Genomic DNA, 17,179 nt, shown 5'->3' with positions numbered 1-17,179 from the left:
GGATCGGTCGCGGCGGGCCGCGACCGATCGCTATCACCCGGCGGCCGTGCTCATGACGCCGTGTAGCGCAGCAGCAGGAGCACGTCCGCCACCTTCGCCGGGTCGATCCGCCCCGCCGTGACCGTCACCGTCCACGTGGCCGACGCCGGGCCTGTCACAGGCACGTCGCTGGTCACGAGGTCGGTCCCGGCCGGCGTGTGCCAGGCGCTCCCCGTTGTTCCGTCGATGGCGATCGTCAGTCCCGTGGTGTCGACCGGGGCCGACCCGGTCGGCTGGAGATACACGCCGACGTCGGTGCGCGTCAGGGTCCGGCCGGACAGGAAGTACGGGAACATCTGCGCCGTCACCGCGAACGACGTCGTCGCCGCGCCGCCTCCTGCGCCGCCGCCCGCGCCCGCCCCCGGACCCGTCAGCTGCTGCCACGCCGCCGGGAAGTCGTGCCGCAGGCTCAGCGTGCGGAACAGTCCCGTCGTGCTCGCATACTGGCTCAGCCTGCTGACGATGTCGTTCTCGACCGTGGTACGGAACGCGCCGTCGTCCAGCGCGGTATAGCCGATCTGGAGCACGACGTCGGAGATCGTGTCGTAGTCGAACGCGCGCAGCTGCGACGGCAGCTCCAGCGTCCAGCTGCTGTCCACCGCGCCCGCGCCCTCGAACGGCAGGAACCGGTCGTCGCGGAAGGAGAGCTCGAACAGTCCCGCGTCGTTCAGCCCGGTGCTGGTCGCGATGGCGGCGGCGATGTTCGCCTGCGGCGGCACCGGCACCTTCGCCGCCGCGCCGGAGGACGCCGCGACCCGCACCGCGCTGCCGGTCAGCGACAGCTTCGCCCCGATGTTGGTGTAGGGGCCGGTGACCCCCGGGACCGTCACCCGCACCGACTTCACCAGCCGCTTGTACTGGCCCGGGTAGACCAGGTCGAACAGCAGCTCGGGCACGGTGAACGTGCACGAGCCGGTGGCCCGCAGCGTCTGGAGCGCCGCCGGGTCCACCAGGCTCAGCGGGAAGTTCTGGCTGACCTCGTACCGCCGCGTGTTCTTGCTCAGATACGCGTTCTCCAACTGCTGGAGCTGGAGTTGCAGCCGCTCGCCGCCGAGCAGCCCGGCGTTGCCGCTCTCCCAGTTGTCCGGCGCGATGAACGCCGTGGTGTCGTCGAGCTCGTAGGCGTACGCGTGCTGCGCCGCCAGCGCCAGCTGGTACGCCGCGTCGAACGCCTGCCGGTGCAGCCGCGTGAGCGTGCGCGCCAGGTACGTGTACAGCCCCAGGCCGCTGAACTTGCCCCGGAAGAAGTCGTCGACCTCCTGGGCCTGGTCCATCTGCGTCTGGTGGATGTCCAGCTCCCGCTGCGCGTCCGCGGCCCGCGCGTCGGCCGCCAGCCGCTGCTGCTCGACCTGCTTCAGCTCCTGCTGCGCGAGCGTGAGCTGCTGCTTCCACTCCTGCGCCCGCCGGTCGTGGCCGGCCCCGACCGCCGTGGCCGTCGCGATGGACTCCGCGGTGCCGGCCAGCGAGGCCACCGCCTGCGTGGCCAGCGCCGCGCTCGGGCCGACGTCCTTGCCGCCGAACACCATCGCGAACGGGCTGCCCGCGCTGGGGATCAGGTGCAGGATCGAGGCCAGGACGAACAGCGCTGACTCGGTGCCGCGCAACGCCGCCGCGGTGGTCCGCGAGATCGTCTCGGCCTGCTCCCAGCCGTTGAGCCCGCCGTCGAGCAGGCCCTGGTAGTAGCCGATCCGGTTCTGGACGTTGGCCTCCTGCTCGACCAGCGCCTGGAGCTGGAACTGCGCCTCCTTCAGCTGCCCGGCCTTCACCTCGTCGGTCAGCCGCAGCACGGCGCGTTCGTGGACCGACCGCAGCAGCGTCAGCTCCTCGGTGTCCTTCTTCTCCAGCGCCGCCAGCAGCGCGCCCCCGAACGAGGCCACCGTCTGCGCGGACTGCCGGGCCCGGTCGATCAGCGCGGTGAACCGGTACGCCGGGGCCGACGGCGCCCCGGCCGCGGCCACCGCCTCCTCGATGCTCAGCCCGGCGGCGCGCGCCCGGACCAGGTCCATCGGGTTGATCGGCGGGGCGAACAGCGCCAGCTGCCGGCGCACGCCGCTGAGGTTCAGGCAGTTGCGGATCTTGGTGAGGCGGTCCTCCACCTTGTCCCAGTAGCCGAGCTGGACCTCGTCCGGCGGGACGCAGAACACCAGGTCGGTCTGGGTCACGATCTGTGTCGCGGGCGGGACGTGGTAGGGCAGGACCTTCCACAGCGAGGCCAGGGAGCGGTGCTGGTCGACCAGGTCGGAGGCGTAGGCGTAGGGCAGCAGCGAGGCGGTCGCGGCGGTCGGGCGCGGGACCGCGGCGGCCGGAGCGGTGGCGACGTCCGAAGCGGTGGCGGCAACCGAAGCGGCCGGAGCGGCGGAAGCGGCTGCGGCAGCCTCGGCCTTCAGCAGGCTCGCCGAGCCGTGGTAGGTCGCGCCGGCCCGGGCCAGCGAGCTCTGATACGAGAAGTTCTCCAACGTGACCAGGAAGTCCGACACGTCGGTCAGCCCGGGCCCGATCTTCTCGTAGGTCAGCTCCTCCGCCGGGACCACCGCGCAGTCGCCGAGCTCGGCCGGCCGCGGCCCGAGGATCTCCGAGGCCAGCACGTACAGCATCGTGGCCTCGTTGATGGACTCCGTGGTGTCCTGCGCGAACAGCGAGTCGCCCCAGTCGATCAGGTTGTCCACGAACTGCATCACGACCGCCTTCTGGAAGGCGACCGGGCGCAGCCGGGCGATGGCGTAGGGGTTGAACGGGTCGTTCCGGTACGCGTCCAGCGCCGCCGAGTCGGTCAGGACAGCTTTCAGCGACGGCACGCTCAGCCCCCGGAACCCGGCGTAGCGCCAGACCCGGTCGGCGCCGGTGTCGGTGGTCATCGGGTCGAACAGCCGCCGGTACCACCACATCGCGTCCTCGTAGCGCCCGGCCGCGTTCAGCTGGTGCGCCATCATCCACGGCAGGTGCAGGAACAGCTCCTGGAAGTACGTGCCGTAGGCCGCGCTGTTCCGGATGTCGACGTGCCGCGGGTCGTCGTCCGGCGGCATCAGCTCCCAGGGGTCGGTGATGCCGAACCCGATCGGGTACTCGTAGCCCCACGTGTACTGCGACGGCAGCGCGAGCAGCCCCTCCACCCCGCTGTCGGCGTCGATCCGCAGCAGGTCGTCGACGACGGACGTGGTCAGCCGGACCAGCTGCCGCGACGACCACCACCAGGTGACCGGCTGGACGCTGAGATGCGTCACCGCCGCCGGGAGCGCGGCTGTCATCAGCGGGAACGCCGTCGTCGGCGTCGCGGTCCTCAAACTGGCGGCCCTCAGGTCGGTGGCCCTCACCGTGGCCGCCTGCGGCACCATCGCCCCGACCAGGTCGGTGATCCGGCGGAAGTCCAGGACGTGCCGTTCGTGGACGAGGTACTGCTGGTTCTTGTAGGCGACCGCGAGCACGGACTCGGGGAAGCCGTTGTTCACCGCCTGGATCGGCACGGTGTAGGCCGTGTCGCCCTTCGTGCTCACCGAGTACGGCCGGAACGCCATCCCGGTGGTGATCAGGTCGGAGGTGGAGCCGCCGGCGCTCGGATCGGTGTGGTAGGTGTCGCGGCGCAGGTCGAACCAGGGCTGGACCTTGTCGTTCGACCGCTGCACGCCGAGATACGCCAGCGGCGTGCTGAACGACCGGTACAGCACCACCGCCGACCCCGTGGGGATGCCCTTCGGCGCGGAGGGGGCCGGCACCAGCTGGTTGTGGAACAGGTCCAGCCTGCTGTCCCACACGGTCTCGTCCGGGTAGCCCGCGTAGCGGTTCAGGTATCGCAGGGTGATGTTCTCGCCGTCGGACACCGGATAGGCGGTGGTGGCGACCTTGTCCCGCGGCATTTCGACGAGGTTGCCAGCCTGCCAGTACCAGATCGCGTTCTTCGCGTCGTTCGGGTAGAGCCAGTCGAGTTTCTGCGGCGGCTGCCACCGGCCGTCCGGCCGCAGCACCGAATAGGAGGCCCCGACCTTCGTGGTCGTCGGGTCGTCGTGCGAGGCGCCGTTACTGAAGCTCGTGTGCTCGGCGAACTTGATGCTCGTCCAGAACAAGAACAGCCGGCCGTGATGCTTGACCGCCGAGACCCACGGCGCGTCGATCGTCAGGTCGATCTTTACCCACGGGGTCCACGTCGAGGTGTCCCAGGTCCGGTAATAGAAGACCGGCGGATCGGCCTGCGTGCGCGCGAAGAAGTAGTACTTCACCTCGGAGTCGTCGTAGTAGCTTCCGCAGATCCGCAGGTGCGCCACCTCCGCCAGCCGCGTCAGGTAGCGATGGAACGCCTCCTCGCCGGTGTCCGCGGTCAACGGCTGCTGGAGCAGGTCCGCCTCCAGGTCCGAGAAGATCGGGGTCTTGTCGTCCCGCAGATCGGGGTCCATGTACGACTCGGGATACAGGAACACCTTCCGGTTGGCCTGCCAGACCCGGAAGTGCTTGCGCCACTCCCACTGCTTCGCCGCCACGTCGGGCACGACCACCCGGACCTGCGGCACGGCGGTGACGGCCGGGTCGGACTGCTCCAACGCCGTCAGACAGCGCTGCACATACAGCTGGAGGCTCGACAACGCGGCGACCACCCACGAGGTCCGGGCGCAGCCGCTCATGTCCACGTCGAGCAGGAAGTAGCTGTAGATCTCCTCATGGTTGAGGAAGTTCAACGCCGGCACGCCGTCGATCAGGTACCCGCACAGCGCGTCCCGCTTCAGGGTGTTGATCCGGTCCCGGTACGGCTCCAGCGCCTTGTCCCGCGCCGCGTCGTCCTTGTACTGCGCCCCGACCGCGCCGACCGCCACCGCGGCGGCGTCGGTCAGCTGCGCGAAGGTGCCGTCCAGCCCCAGCTTCTCCAGCGAGTACGCGTTCACCGACAGCGTGCGGCACAGCGCGAACACCTCGTCGAGCCGGTCGAGCGCGTCGATCGCCACCGGCGGCAGCGCCACGGCCGCGACGATCGAGTCGATCAGGCTCGGGTCCACCTGGCGCAGGTTCGCCAGCTTCACGCGCGCCGCCGCGTCGAACGACCCGGCCGCGGCGTAGCCGCTGAGCAGCTGTTGCACCGTCGTCTCCGCGTCGGCGGCCTGCGTCGCCTGCCGGGCCGTGACGACCTGCGCGGCATAGGCGGTCACCGCCTGCAGATCGTGCAGCGTGAGGGCCTTGAGATCGGCGATGCCCAGCACCCCGGCGTTCGCGGTCAGATACCCGATCCCCGCGTCCTTGAGCTTCAGCACACTGAAGACCAGCGCGACCCGCTCCAGCCGGTGAAGCAGCTCCAGCAGCGGCAGCAGCGTCGCCGGGTTGTCCGGCACCGCCCCGGTGAACGGCGCGTCCAACGCCGCCTGGACGTCCGCCGCCGTGATGTCGTGCGCCACCCAGGCGAGCATCTCCTCCAACAGCCCGGACCCGACGTTGAACGCGGTGGCCAGCTTGGTCCGCAGCACGTCCAACCGGGGCTGGAGCCCGGACTTCTGGATGTCCAGCACCAGCGCCGCGACCGTCGCGGGGGACTGGGCGAACGGCGCCGCGGCCCCCGCCACTCCAGTCAGTACCAGCTGGAGCTGCGGGATGCCGAACGCCGCCCCGGTCTGCCACCGGTGGAAGTCCAGCAGCGCGTCGATCCCGTCGAGCGTCACCACCGGCTCGGCGGCCGGCGTCGGGAACACCAGGGCGAGCGCGGCGACCAGGTCCGGCACGCTGTACCCGAGCGTCCGCGCCAGCAGGACGTGCCGATACAGCAGCGACAGCGTGTGCCGGCTCAGCGCCGCGTGCCCGGCCGCGTCGAACGGCATCTCGTTCTTCAGCAGCGCGAACAGCAGGAGCAGATCGGTCTCGCTGACGCCCAGCCCGGCCAGCAGCAGCGGCGTCTTCGGGTCGATCACCGGCGGATTCGGCCCGAGCGTGGTGTCCAGCGCGTAGTGGTAGTAGTCCGCGGTCGGGGCCAACGGCTGCGCCGGATCCGCGGGCCCGAAGATCGCCCGCAGGTCGAACACCGTCTCGTACAGCATCCGGTCGGTCAGCACCGCCGGCGCGGACGGGAACGCCGTGGACACCGGCAGGTCCGTGACCAGCGCGCACACCTGCTGGACCGTCACCCCGAGGTCCTTCTGGAGCCGCAGCAGCCGGCCCACGAGCTCGACCGCGGCCTGGTCCAGGTCGCCGCCGATCAACCCGGCCTGCTTCAGCGAGAACAGCACCAGGTCCAGCTCGGCCGGCGACCACGGCAGCGGACGCCACAGCCGGACCAGCCGGTGGACGACGTCGGCGCGCGCCGCGGTGAGGTTCTGCAACGCTTCCTGGAAGTTCTGGATCTCCGGCGATCCGGGCTTCGTCACCTTGACGACGAGTACGTTCGCCAGGTCGGTGGCGTAGCGGGAGGCGAGGATCGTCGTGAGCTGGTCGCGGCTGATCGCCAGGCGGCGCAGGAAGGTCTGGACCGGCAGCAGGTCCAACGTGGCCGGGTCGCCGAGGCGGTGCCCGATCTCGGCCGGGTCGGGGACGGCCACCACGGCGGCCTCGTCCGGGGACAGGCCGGTGGCGGCCCGGCGGATCATGGCGTCCGGCCGGCGCAGCACGCGATAGACGTCGGCGGCGGTGAGCGAGAAGTACCCGAGGTAGAGCTCGATCTCGGCGAACGGAAGGCTGAACGGCACCTGGCAGGAGAACTTCCGCGCCGGATCGCTGAGCACCGCGTAGACGTCGGTCTGTCCGGCCAGCAGCGCGTGGGCGTCGATCCAGTCCTCCAGGACCTTGTCGACGATCGTCAGATAGGGCACCAGGGTATTGGTGTTGTCGCAGGTGAGTCGCAGCTTCCACAGGTCCGCGCGGCGGTTCTTCAGATACAGCGGATGCGTGGTCTGATTCGGGCCGACGAACGTCGGCTGGGACACGTACTTGTCGACGAAGTGCATCAGGTCGACGAAGTACGCCGCCGGGCTCAGCACGGACTGGCAGTCGTCGCAGGTGCAGTAGTCCTGCGAGCCGAACAGGTCCGACAGGCCCTGGATGCGCAGCAGGTCGTTGGTGAAGGTCTTCCCGGCGTCGCCGAACAGGCCGGCGAACGGCGACTTGAAGATGTCGTGCACGGACCCGTAGAGGTGCGCCACGTTGAGGGCGAGGTCGTGGGCGCGGGCGTAGATCATGCGGCCGACGCCGTCGTCCAGGCCGGTGGCGGTGAGGAACGCGTCTTCGGTCTGGGTGGTGATCCGCAGCGCCGAGTCGAGGCCGGCGTGCGCCAGCGCCGCGCGGGTGTCGGTGTCGTGGCCGAGCACCAGCAGCCGTTGGTGGGCCGAGAGCCGGCCGGTGACGGCGGGCCGTTCGGTGTCGGGGATCCCGTCCCAGTTCAGGGCGTCCAGGCCGGTGGCGGTGGCGAGGTCCAGGGAGCGCAGGTCCAGGGCGGGGTTGTTCTGGTAGAACGTCGCCAGGTGCGGGTCGCCTTGGTCGATCCGGGCGGCGAGCGCCTGGGTGGGGTGGGTGTGTTCGAGGTTGGCGACCAGGTTCGCGGCGTAGTCGGTCAGGCTCTGCCCGGGCGGCGGCTGCACCTGGGCCGCGGACAGCGTGTCGGTCCAGCGCCGCTGGTCCCAAGCCGCCAGTTCGTGCGGCGTGGTCGTGCCCTGCGTCACCAGGGCCTGCAACACGGTCGCGTGGTGGTCGGTGAGGTTGCCCAGGTCGAGCAGCCTGCCCAGGGTCGTGGCCTCGGCGTCGGTCAGGGCGTTCGAGGACCGCAGCACGGCGAGCGTGTTCTCCGGAGCGTCGAACAGACCGTCGCTGAGGGTGGCGACGGCGCTGGTGGCGTCGGCCGACAGGCCGCCGAGACCGGCCAGGTGCACCGCGACGCCCTGCCGCAGGTCGGCTTGCAGCAGCGGGTTGTCGCGTACCGGGTCGGTGAGGTGCAGGGTGTCGGCGACCGAGGCGGCCGGGCCGTTCTGGGCCGGGCTCTGGGTGCCGGCCTGCGCGATGGTCAGGGCGATGGCCTGCGACAGGGCCGCGGCCTCGGCGGCCAGCGCGGGGCTCGTGCCGATCCGGGCCAGCAGCATGCGGGCGACGTCCGCGACGGTCTTGTCGGCGACGTCCTGCCAGCGCAGGGTGCTGAGCGCGGCGGTGAGGGCCGCCGTCAGGGCGGCGCTCGGCCGGGCGGCCGCGTCGACCTCGGCCTGGGTCGCTGTCGCGGTGATCGGGGTGGGGACGACCGGGGCGCCGGGGATCGCGGCGCCGGCCGCGTTCTGGGCGGCGGCGGCGTTCACCGTCGCCAGGACCGCTTCGCCGAGAGCGGCGTTCAGGCGGGTGTCGACGAGCGGATCGTCCGCGTCGCCGGTCCGGCTGTAGCGCAGGGCCGGTGCGGCCAGCGGCGCGGTCCGGCTGACGGCGGCGCCCTGGGCGCGCGCGGCCGCTCGCCGGATCGCCTCGACGAGGGCGGCGATCCGGGGCGCCAGCGCCGCCGGGCTGAACCCGTCCGGGCTCACGGCCTTGGTCAGCGCGGCGGTGAGGTCGTCGGCGGTCTGCGCGGCCAGCCCGGTCCAGTCCGCGGGCAGGCCCTCGCGGAGCAGGCCGTAGAACGCCGGGGGCGGGACCGCGATGTCCCAGCCTCGGGCGTCGCGGCTCAGCCCGACGGCCCCGATCAGGGCGCTGAGCCGGTCCCGGCCGATACCGGTCTCCCCGGCCAGGAACTCCAGGTCCGATGGCCGGAGCACGTCGAGCCGCCCCGGGGTGGGATCGTCGACGACCTGCTGGACGATCGGGACGATCCGCTCCCACTCCGAGGGCCGCCCCGGCACCGCGCCGTCGACGACGAGGTCGATGGTGGCCGCGTCGGGCGCGTTGTAGAGCGTGGGGGACGCGGCGGCCGGCCGGCCGTCGGCGCCGAGGACCCGCACGACCAGGTCGGCGGTGCCGAACTCGGCGCGGGTGAACTGCTCGCGGTGGTACTCGATGGAGTAGTCGCCGCAGTCGTCGGTCAGGGTCTCCTCGCGGAAGTCCGGCGCGTAGGGGCCGAGCGGCTGCTCGCCGCGCAGGTCCAGGTCCACGGCGCGGACCACGACGCCGGCCAGCGGGGTGCCGTCGGACCAGGTGACGCGGCCGGAGACGGTGTAGTCGCAGTCGACGGTGGTCGGCGGGGGCTGGGGGTCCTGCCGGTGGTCCGGTCGCTGGTCCGGTCGCTGGTCCTGCTCTTGCCGGCTGTCCGCTGCGGTGTCTGCTCCGGTGTCTGCGGTGTCTGCGGTGTTTTCGGTGTCTGCGGTGTTTTCGGTGTCTTCGGCCTCGGAGTCCTCTGAGTCCTCGGAGGTCCCGGAGTCCTCGCTGTCCTCGTCGTCCTCCTGGAGCTCCAGGACACTCATCGTGCTGGTCGCGTCCAGGTCCGGCTCGTCGGCCGGGACTTCGAGCTCGACGTCGACCCCCGCCGGCAGCGTGGTCAGCTCGCGCGAGGCGGCGAGGATCCGGCCGCTCGGGTCCACCACGCACACCGCGAGTCGTCCCAGGCCCGCCGTCTCGTCGTAGCCGATCTCGAACCGGCCGTTCCGGTCGGTGAACGCCTGCGCCAGCAGCTGGGAGCTGGAACTGCGCGGCGCCCAGGTCACCACCGCCACCCGGCGTCCGCGCAGCGGCGCACCCTGGCCGGAGACGGCGCCCCTTACGATCGCTGACATGTGAACCCCACTATCGATGCTGCGCGGATGCTGTGCGAATGGTGTGTCGGTGTCGGTGTCGGTGTCGGTGTCGGTGCCGGTGCCGGTGCCGGTGCCGGTGGGCCGGCGGCCGGACGCGGCCCCGGTCAGAGCGGCATCGGCTTGCCGGGCCAGTGTTTGCGGACCTCCGGCCGCATCTTTTCGAGCAGATCCGGATCGATCGCCTTCGGCGACTGCCCAGGCTTGTTCGGGCTCTGGTATCCCTTGCCGGGATTGACGACGACCGGCAGGCCCCGCAGCTCCCGGTTCAGCAGGGTGTGCAGCCGCGAGTGCGAGACCTGGTCCATCAGCATCAGGTTCCCCGGCAGGTTCGGGTACTCCTCAAGGAGGTGCGCGTACTCCAGCGGCACGATGTGGTGGACCTGGTAGTTCTCGCCGGGCTGCGGCCCCTTGCCCTTCGTCGCCTGCCGCCACATCCAGCGGGCCTCCGAGCGCAGCTGGTCCTTCTGCTCGGCGGTCAGCGGCTTGTGGTTCTTGACCTGCTGCATGATGTCGAAGCGCTCGAACACCGTGAGCTGCCGGTCGTAGGCCGGCGAGCCCCCGGCCTCCAGGGCCTCCTCCGGGTCCCGGGTGCCCGGCAGCGAGGCGCCGCCCGGCGTGCCGTCGGCGGCCGGCGCGTTCGCCGGGCTCTTGTCGGCCTCCGGATCCTTCGCCACGTCCCCGGCCGGCCGGGCGCCGGGCGCCGAGACCGGGCCGCCGGGATTCGGCTGTCCGGGCGCGTCCTTGCGCTGGGCGGCCTCGGCCTGGAGCCGCGCCTTCAGCGCCGGCAGCTGGTCGACGTCGTGCAGGTGGTAGCTGGTCCCGGTCGCCGGGTCGGTGTAGTCGAACGTGTAGTTCGTGGTCGAGTTGCTGGGCGTCAGCATGATGGCCACGAAGACCCCGATCCCGGTCAGCCGGGCCCCCAGACTGCGCGTCAGCCAGCGGCCGGGCCCGGTCGGCGGTTCCAGGCCCGGGGCTCCGGGCGTCGGCGTGGGCGTGGGGGTCGGTGTCGGGGTCGGCGTCGGCGCCAACGGCCTGGGCAGCAGTGTCGGCGGGATCTGTGTCGGTGGGATCTGCGTCGGCGGCGACGGCACCACCCCCAGCCCTTCCCGACCGTCCGGATCGACCATGACGGTCGGCCGGTTCGAGCAGTAGCTGTAGCCGTTGGTCCCGGCGCCCTTGGGATCGCAGCTGGTCCAGCGGCCGAGCCACGACGCGTAGTACCGGGCGCCGTGGTAGTACAGCCCGCTCTCCTCGTCCTTCTCCTTGCCGATATAGCGGTACCGCTTCATGCTGACCTCGGCCCGGCCCGCCGCCAGCCACAGCGCGGTCGAACCGAACGGGTGGTACTCCTCGTAGGAGATCACCTGTCCGGCGTCGGTCACCTCCAGGACGCTGGACCCCAGCAGGTTCCCCAGCTGGAGCCGGACCGCCGGCGTCCCGTCGAAGCCCGGATGGTCGGCGTCGACGGTCACCGTCTCCACCAGCGCGACCCGGCCCGAGCCGTCCTCGATGTGCACCGTCGCGCGCTCGAAGACCAGCACGCCGGTCCGGTACCGCCGGAACACCTCGTAACCGCCGAGATAGACGTGCTCCTCGACCAGCCCGCCGATCCGCGTGACGACCTTGCGCACCCGTTCGCCCGAGGAGTTGTACGCGTACGCCGCCGAACCCCCGCCGCCCAGGTCCACCGAGGCCAGCCGGTCGGTGTGGTCCCAGGCCAGCGGGCCCGGCAGATGCGGCATCGCGGTCATCCGGCCGTTGGCGTCGTGCCCGAACACCGCCGAGCCCGCGCCGCCCGGCACGTCCTGCGGCCGGCTGTGGTTCAGCAATCGGTTGGAATCCGGCGCGTAGGCGTAGCGGCGCGTGAAGCTGCCCGTCGGGCCCGACGCGTGGGCCAGTGTCAGGATGTTGCCGGCCTGGTCGTAGGCGTAGGTCTGGGTGTAGGCGCGGAGCGCGTCGGTCTCGTTGGGGTGCGGCAGCGCCGCATACGTGGGCTCGGCGCTGTCCGGCTGCACGCCGAGACTGGCGTGCTCCCGGCCGGACGCCGACCGCAGCCGGTACACCGCGTCGTACGCGTACTGCGTCACCGGCGCTACGACCGCGCCGGCGAAGAACACCGTCTGCTGCGCGGCGTCCCCGATCTCGGTCACGTTCCGCACCGAGTCGTAGGTGTAGGTCAGGTCCTGCACGATCCGCGTCGCGGCTCCGGACCCGGTCGTCGTCCGCAGGTTCCGCAGCGCGAAGGAGTACGGATCGTAGCTGTACTCGGTCACCGTGCCGCCCGCGTAACTGATCTTCTGCCGGCGACGCTTCGCGTCGTGCTCGATGTCGGTGACGAACACCGTGTTCGCTGCCGACGACCCCAGGGCCGCGCCCACCGCCGTGAGCAGCCCCGCCGGGCTGTATCGCGGCTGCACCCGGGTCCCGTCCGGAAGAACCTGCGTGACCGGCCGGTTCAGCGCATCGTACGCGGTGCTGGAATCGAAGGTGTCCGCCGGATCGAGCAGCCCGACGGCCAGCCCGTCCAGCGCGCCGAGCGGCTGGCCGTGCAGCACGGCCCAGTCCGGCGGCGCGCCGCGCCGGGCCAGCACCCGCGACCCGCTCAGCAAGTTGCCCTTGAAATCGTGCCGGTCGGAGACCGCCAGCCCGGCCTGGTCGTACCGGCGATGCGCCCGGCCCAGCAGATTGCGGTCGGCCGCCTGCGGATGCGCCTCGCCGTAGACCGTCAGGTCGACCAGCGTCTCGGCGGCCGCCCCCGGGTTCCGCACCCACGTCTCGACCGGCCGCCGCAGCGCATCGAAGCCGGAGCGGACGACCGTGCCGACCCCGTCCCAGACCCGCAGCCCCGCGCCGCCGCAGTCGGCGACCAGGCGGCGCTCGCCGGCGTCCGCGCTGACGACGCGCAGCACCCGGCTGTGCAGGTCCGTGATCTGCGTCAGGACCTCGACTCCCCGAGGGTCGGTCACCGACCGGGTCGTGCCCTCGATGTCGAGTTCGAGGCGGGTCTCGTACACCCCCTCCGGCCCGTTGTCCTCCCGCAGGCGCACGGTCCGCCCGAGCGTGTCGAACACCGCGACCGCCGGAGTGTTCGCGTAGGCCGCCGCCAGGTTCGCGGCCCGCTGGTCGGCGGCCGGCGCGCCGGGCGTGGTGCGCTCCAGATACCAGCGGCTCTCCAGAACGGTGTCGCCGGTGTCGAACGCCGCCCGCCGCCAGGGATCGAACTCGGTGCGTTCGAGCGTGCCGTCGGGCAGGTCGACGCGGACCGGGCGGCCGAGCGGATCGTAGTGCGTACGCGCGGCGACGCCCTGCTTGACCAGCGCGTCGGCGGACTCGAACACGAGGGTCGCGCTGAAGTAGGGCTCGTACTGCTCCGCCGGCAGCCCCTTGTCGGTGTAGACGGTGCGGCCGCTGCCGATCCAGCGCACCTCCGGGGTGGTGTCGACCAGCACCGGCTGACCGGTCGCGTCCAGCTCCCAGGCCGGGCCCGGCTCGGCCTGCGCCTTGGTCATGGCGGTCCGGCCCAGGCCGTCGGTGTAGACGCGGGTGCGCTGCCAGGGGCTCGCCGGGTCGCCATGCCGCTCGCGGACCTCCGCGTGCGCCCACGCCGGGCCCTTTCCCGCGCTCCAGGAATGGACGTCGTAGGTGAACACCGCACCGGGCAGACCGTCCGGGTCGCCATCGGTGCCCGAGGCCTTGCCCCGCACCCACGACGCGGTCACCAGGCCCAGCGGGTCGAAGGCGACCGTGCTCCGGTTGCCGTTGGCCTCCGTCACCTGGCGCGGCGCCAGGACCCGGTAGTCGTGCTCGATCCGGGTGACGAGCAGATCGTAGGGAGCCGTCTGGGAGGTGTGGCCGACGGTCGGCAGCAGCCGGTACGCGTCGTACTCGACGGTCGCGACGTTCCCGAACGGCGACGTGAACGACTGCGGCAGGTAGAACGCGCCGGCGTCGAACCCCGTCGTGCCCGACGGCGCCCACCACAGGCCGTCTTCGAGGACGTATCCGCCCTCCGTCTCCAGCAACGCGGAGTCGACCAGCGCGCCGAAGGCCGCGGTCAACAGGCCCGGCGTGAACGCCGCGCGGGAGACGCGATGGGGCAGGCCGCGGCTCCCGACCTGGCCGAGCGGGAGATCGGTGGTGAGGTCGTCCGACCAGTAGCGAGTCCGGCTGTGCTCGACGCAGCGGCGTTGCACGACACCGGGGGACGGGGCCGCCTCATAAGGGATCTCGGCAGCGGCCGCCGCCGCGAGCGCGTCGCGCACCGCCTCGAACGAGTAGCGGCCGGTGCCCGGGTCCGCGAGCCCGGTGACCTCGAAGATCCGAGCCTCGGTCGGCACCCCCAGGAGCAGCGTGTCCGGGGTGTCGGTGTTGACGGCGTCCAGCAGCGTCCAGGTGACGAGCGTCGCCTGCTGCTCGGGGATCTCCGGGGACCGACGGCGATAGCCGACAGCAGCGCTGGAGCGGGTCGTGCCGTAGGGATCCACTTCGAGCGTGAGCGCGTGGCTGACCCGGGGATCGGCCGGATCGCGCTCGTAGTGATGGACCACGGATTCGAGATCGTGCTTGGTGAAGGCGGCCCACTGCGCCCACGGGATCTCCGGCGCGCGCTGGTCCTGGCTCTGCGGGTCCGATGCGGGCTGCTGACGCAGGACTCGATATCGGTGTTCGGCGACGCTATAAGGGTGCTGCGCCCGATCGGTGCCGTCGTCGGCGTAGACCTCGGTCCGCAGCGGGGCGCCGGTCAGGGCGCGGAGCGCCTGGCGGTAGTCCTCGCCGCCGGCCAGGCCGTCCAGGACCGGCGGCGGGAGCGGCACGGCGAGCGGATCGCCGGAGTAGCAGCCGGTCAGGACCGACGCGTAGCCGCCGGTGTGGAACCAGCCGCGCGTGCGCACCGGCGGGGTGCTCGTCGCGCCGGACGGCGAGACCGGGAAGTCCTCGGTGTCCCAGCTGTCGACCAGGCCGAAGCCGCGGAACTCGCGCTCGACGCCGTCGAAGTGGCCGTGGCGGTAGCGATAGCGGCAGCCGTGGGAGGTGCCGGAGACCGCGTCGACGACGCGGGTCGTCGCGACGACCTGGACCGGGAACGGGAGGCGGGTGACCCAGGCGTCCTCGGGGCGTCCGGAGTCGCGGTCGGCCAGGTAGAAGCGGGTGGAGGCGGCGTAGTCGACGGAGGTCTGGGCGCCGAGGTTGTTGCGGAAGCCGGTGAGGAGGCGGGGTTTGCGGGCGGTAGGGTCGGGGCCAGGACTGGAGCCAGTGCCAGTGCCAGTGCCAGTGCCAGTGCCAGTGCCAGTGCCGGACCCGGAGCCACTGCCGGACCCGGTGCCGGACCCGGTGTCGGTGCCGCGCGACAGGTCCAGGCAGCGCGCCCCGTCTCGGTCCAAGGGCGACGTCCACACCAGGCAGGCCGTACCGGTGCCGAACAGGTCCACGAGGTCGGCGCGCGCCACCGCGTCCACCGGCGGCGCGGCGTCCAGGACCCGCGCCGGGCCGAAGCCGTTCCCGGCCAGGTTGGGCCACCACCGCACGTCCTGGCGCCCGAGGTAGACCAGGTCCGCGGGCCCGGAGCCGTCGACGTCGCCGATCCGGATCCGGCGCGGGTCGAAGGTGTCGCAGTGGTCGAACACCGGCGCGCCGTCCATCAGCACCTTGGCGCCGAACCGGCCGTGTCCCAGGCCCGGCCAGTAGCAGATCTCGCCGTCGCGGATCCGGACCACGTCGGCCAGTCCGTCGCCGGACATGTCGGCCAGGAAGACCGAGCGCGTGGCGTCGACGTGGGCGAGCTGCGGGCCCCGCTCCTCGTCGCGCGGGAGCGCCACCTCGCGGCGCGGACCGTAGCCGTCGGCGCCCAGGCTGCGGTGCCACCACAGCCCGCCGCCGGCACCGCTGCCGGTGCCGATCAGCAGGTCGGGCAGGCCGTCGCCGTCGAGGTCGGCGGCTTGCAGGCCGGGGTCGGCGAAGTCCAGCACCGGGGCGGAACGGAAGGGGCGGAACGGGCCCCACGTGCCGTCGGCCTCCCGGGACATCGAGCCGGTGAGTGTGGGGCCGTGGTGGACGACGCACAGGCGGCCGTCGCCGTCGAGGTCCGCGAGATGGAGCCGGTCGGGGGAGGGGGCCGAAGCGGGGGAGGAGCCCAGGCCGGGGGACGGGATCGCGGCCACCGCCTCGGGCACGTCGAGGCGTCCGCCGCCGAGGTTCCGCTGGTACCACCAGCCGTCGGCGGCGCGGCTCAGGGCGCCGGGAAGCCCTTCGCCGTCCAGGTCGACCCAGTAGGGACCGTCGTCTTCGGGGACGGGCACCGCCTCGATCCGTCGGGCGACGGTGTCGGGGGCGGTGGTGGAGTAGGTGAGCTCCGTCGGCGGAAGGCTCGCGGTGCGGTAGGCGCTCGCCGCAGGGTCCCAGTCGTAGCCCGTGGACGTCGCCGACGTCAGCATCACCGCGACCGGATCGCTGTCGTGGACCAGGTCGAGGGAGCGGACCAGGCGGGGGTTCGGGCCGGTCCGGAACTCCTCCGGGAAGTCGTGGAACATCAGGACCCGTCGGCACAGGCGCCATACCCGGGTCTCGAACCCGTAGCGGTACTGGGAGTACGGGTCCGGGCGGACCGGCCACGGCCGCACTTCCTGCGGGCTTTGATCGTGCTCGCCGTAGTCGAGGACGAGCAGGAAGCAGGTTTGGTCGGGTTCGCCAGGGGTGCGGTTCCCGTAGCGCACCCGCTTCAGGTAGCGGGTGGCCGGAGGTGGGCCGTCGAGGCGGTGCTGTTCGCAGAGCGCTGTGCGATCCACGCCGGTGAGGTCTTCGGCTTTGTATTCGTAGGTGGTGATGTTGCCGCGGTCGTCGCGGACTTCCTCCAGCAGCCATTCGGCGATGCGGCGCGCGTCGGTGGGGTCCGCGACGCGGGCGGTCGGGCCGCGGCCATAAACGCTGGTGACGTTGCTGCGAGAGATCGACCGCCAGAAGACCTCGCCGGTGTCGAGCCGTTCGCAGCGCTCGATGCGGCTGAAGGCGGTGTCGACGCGTGGGCGATAGCGCTGGACGCGGCAGGCGACGCCGTCGACCGGCTCGGTCCGGACGTCCGGCTGCCAGGTGCCGTCCGGCTGCGGGAGGAGGAACGGCACCAGGTCTTCGGCGTCGGAGAGGAGGTAGACGTCGGAGTCGTCATAGTGCGGCACGCCCTTGCCGGTCTTGCGGGCGACGCGCGGCATGGCGATGTCGAATCCGAGCCCGAAGGGGCTGCTGCCGGCGGCGGATTCGTAGGCGAGGGCCAGGGGCGGGGTGAAACCCGCCCGGCCGGGGCTCAGGGGCAGGGGGATGGTCAGGGAGCAGGTGCCGCGGGCCGGGTTGACTTGGAACTTCTCGCCCATGCCGTGGATCGCGCCGCCGCCGGTGGGGAGGGTGGGCGCGGGGAGGAAGGGCTCGGGGGAGTCCGAGGCGGTCGGTGCGGTGGTCTCGCCGAGAGCTGATTCCCCCATGAACGCTCCTTG

General features: G+C 72.1%; 2 protein-coding genes. Both read right to left on the bottom strand.

Annotated elements, in window-relative coordinates:
- Positions 1 to 50: 50 nt before the first annotated feature.
- Complete coding sequence (locus tag ABD481_RS31930) at positions 51 to 9,677, bottom strand: Tc toxin subunit A-related protein (RefSeq protein ID WP_344669538.1); 9,627 nt, start codon at positions 9,675 to 9,677, stop codon at positions 51 to 53.
- Between the two features lie 125 nt (positions 9,678 to 9,802).
- Positions 9,803 to 17,167: a SpvB/TcaC N-terminal domain-containing protein gene (locus ABD481_RS31925; RefSeq protein ID WP_344669537.1), complete on the bottom strand. Its 7,365-nt coding sequence runs from the start codon at positions 17,165 to 17,167 to the stop codon at positions 9,803 to 9,805.
- Positions 17,168 to 17,179: the final 12 nt, after the last annotated feature.

Origin of the sequence: Catenulispora yoronensis, from assembly GCF_039531695.1 — a bacterium.
GTDB lineage: Bacteria > Actinomycetota > Actinomycetes > Streptomycetales > Catenulisporaceae > Catenulispora > Catenulispora yoronensis.
This window is presented reverse-complemented; position numbering and strand designations above follow the sequence as displayed.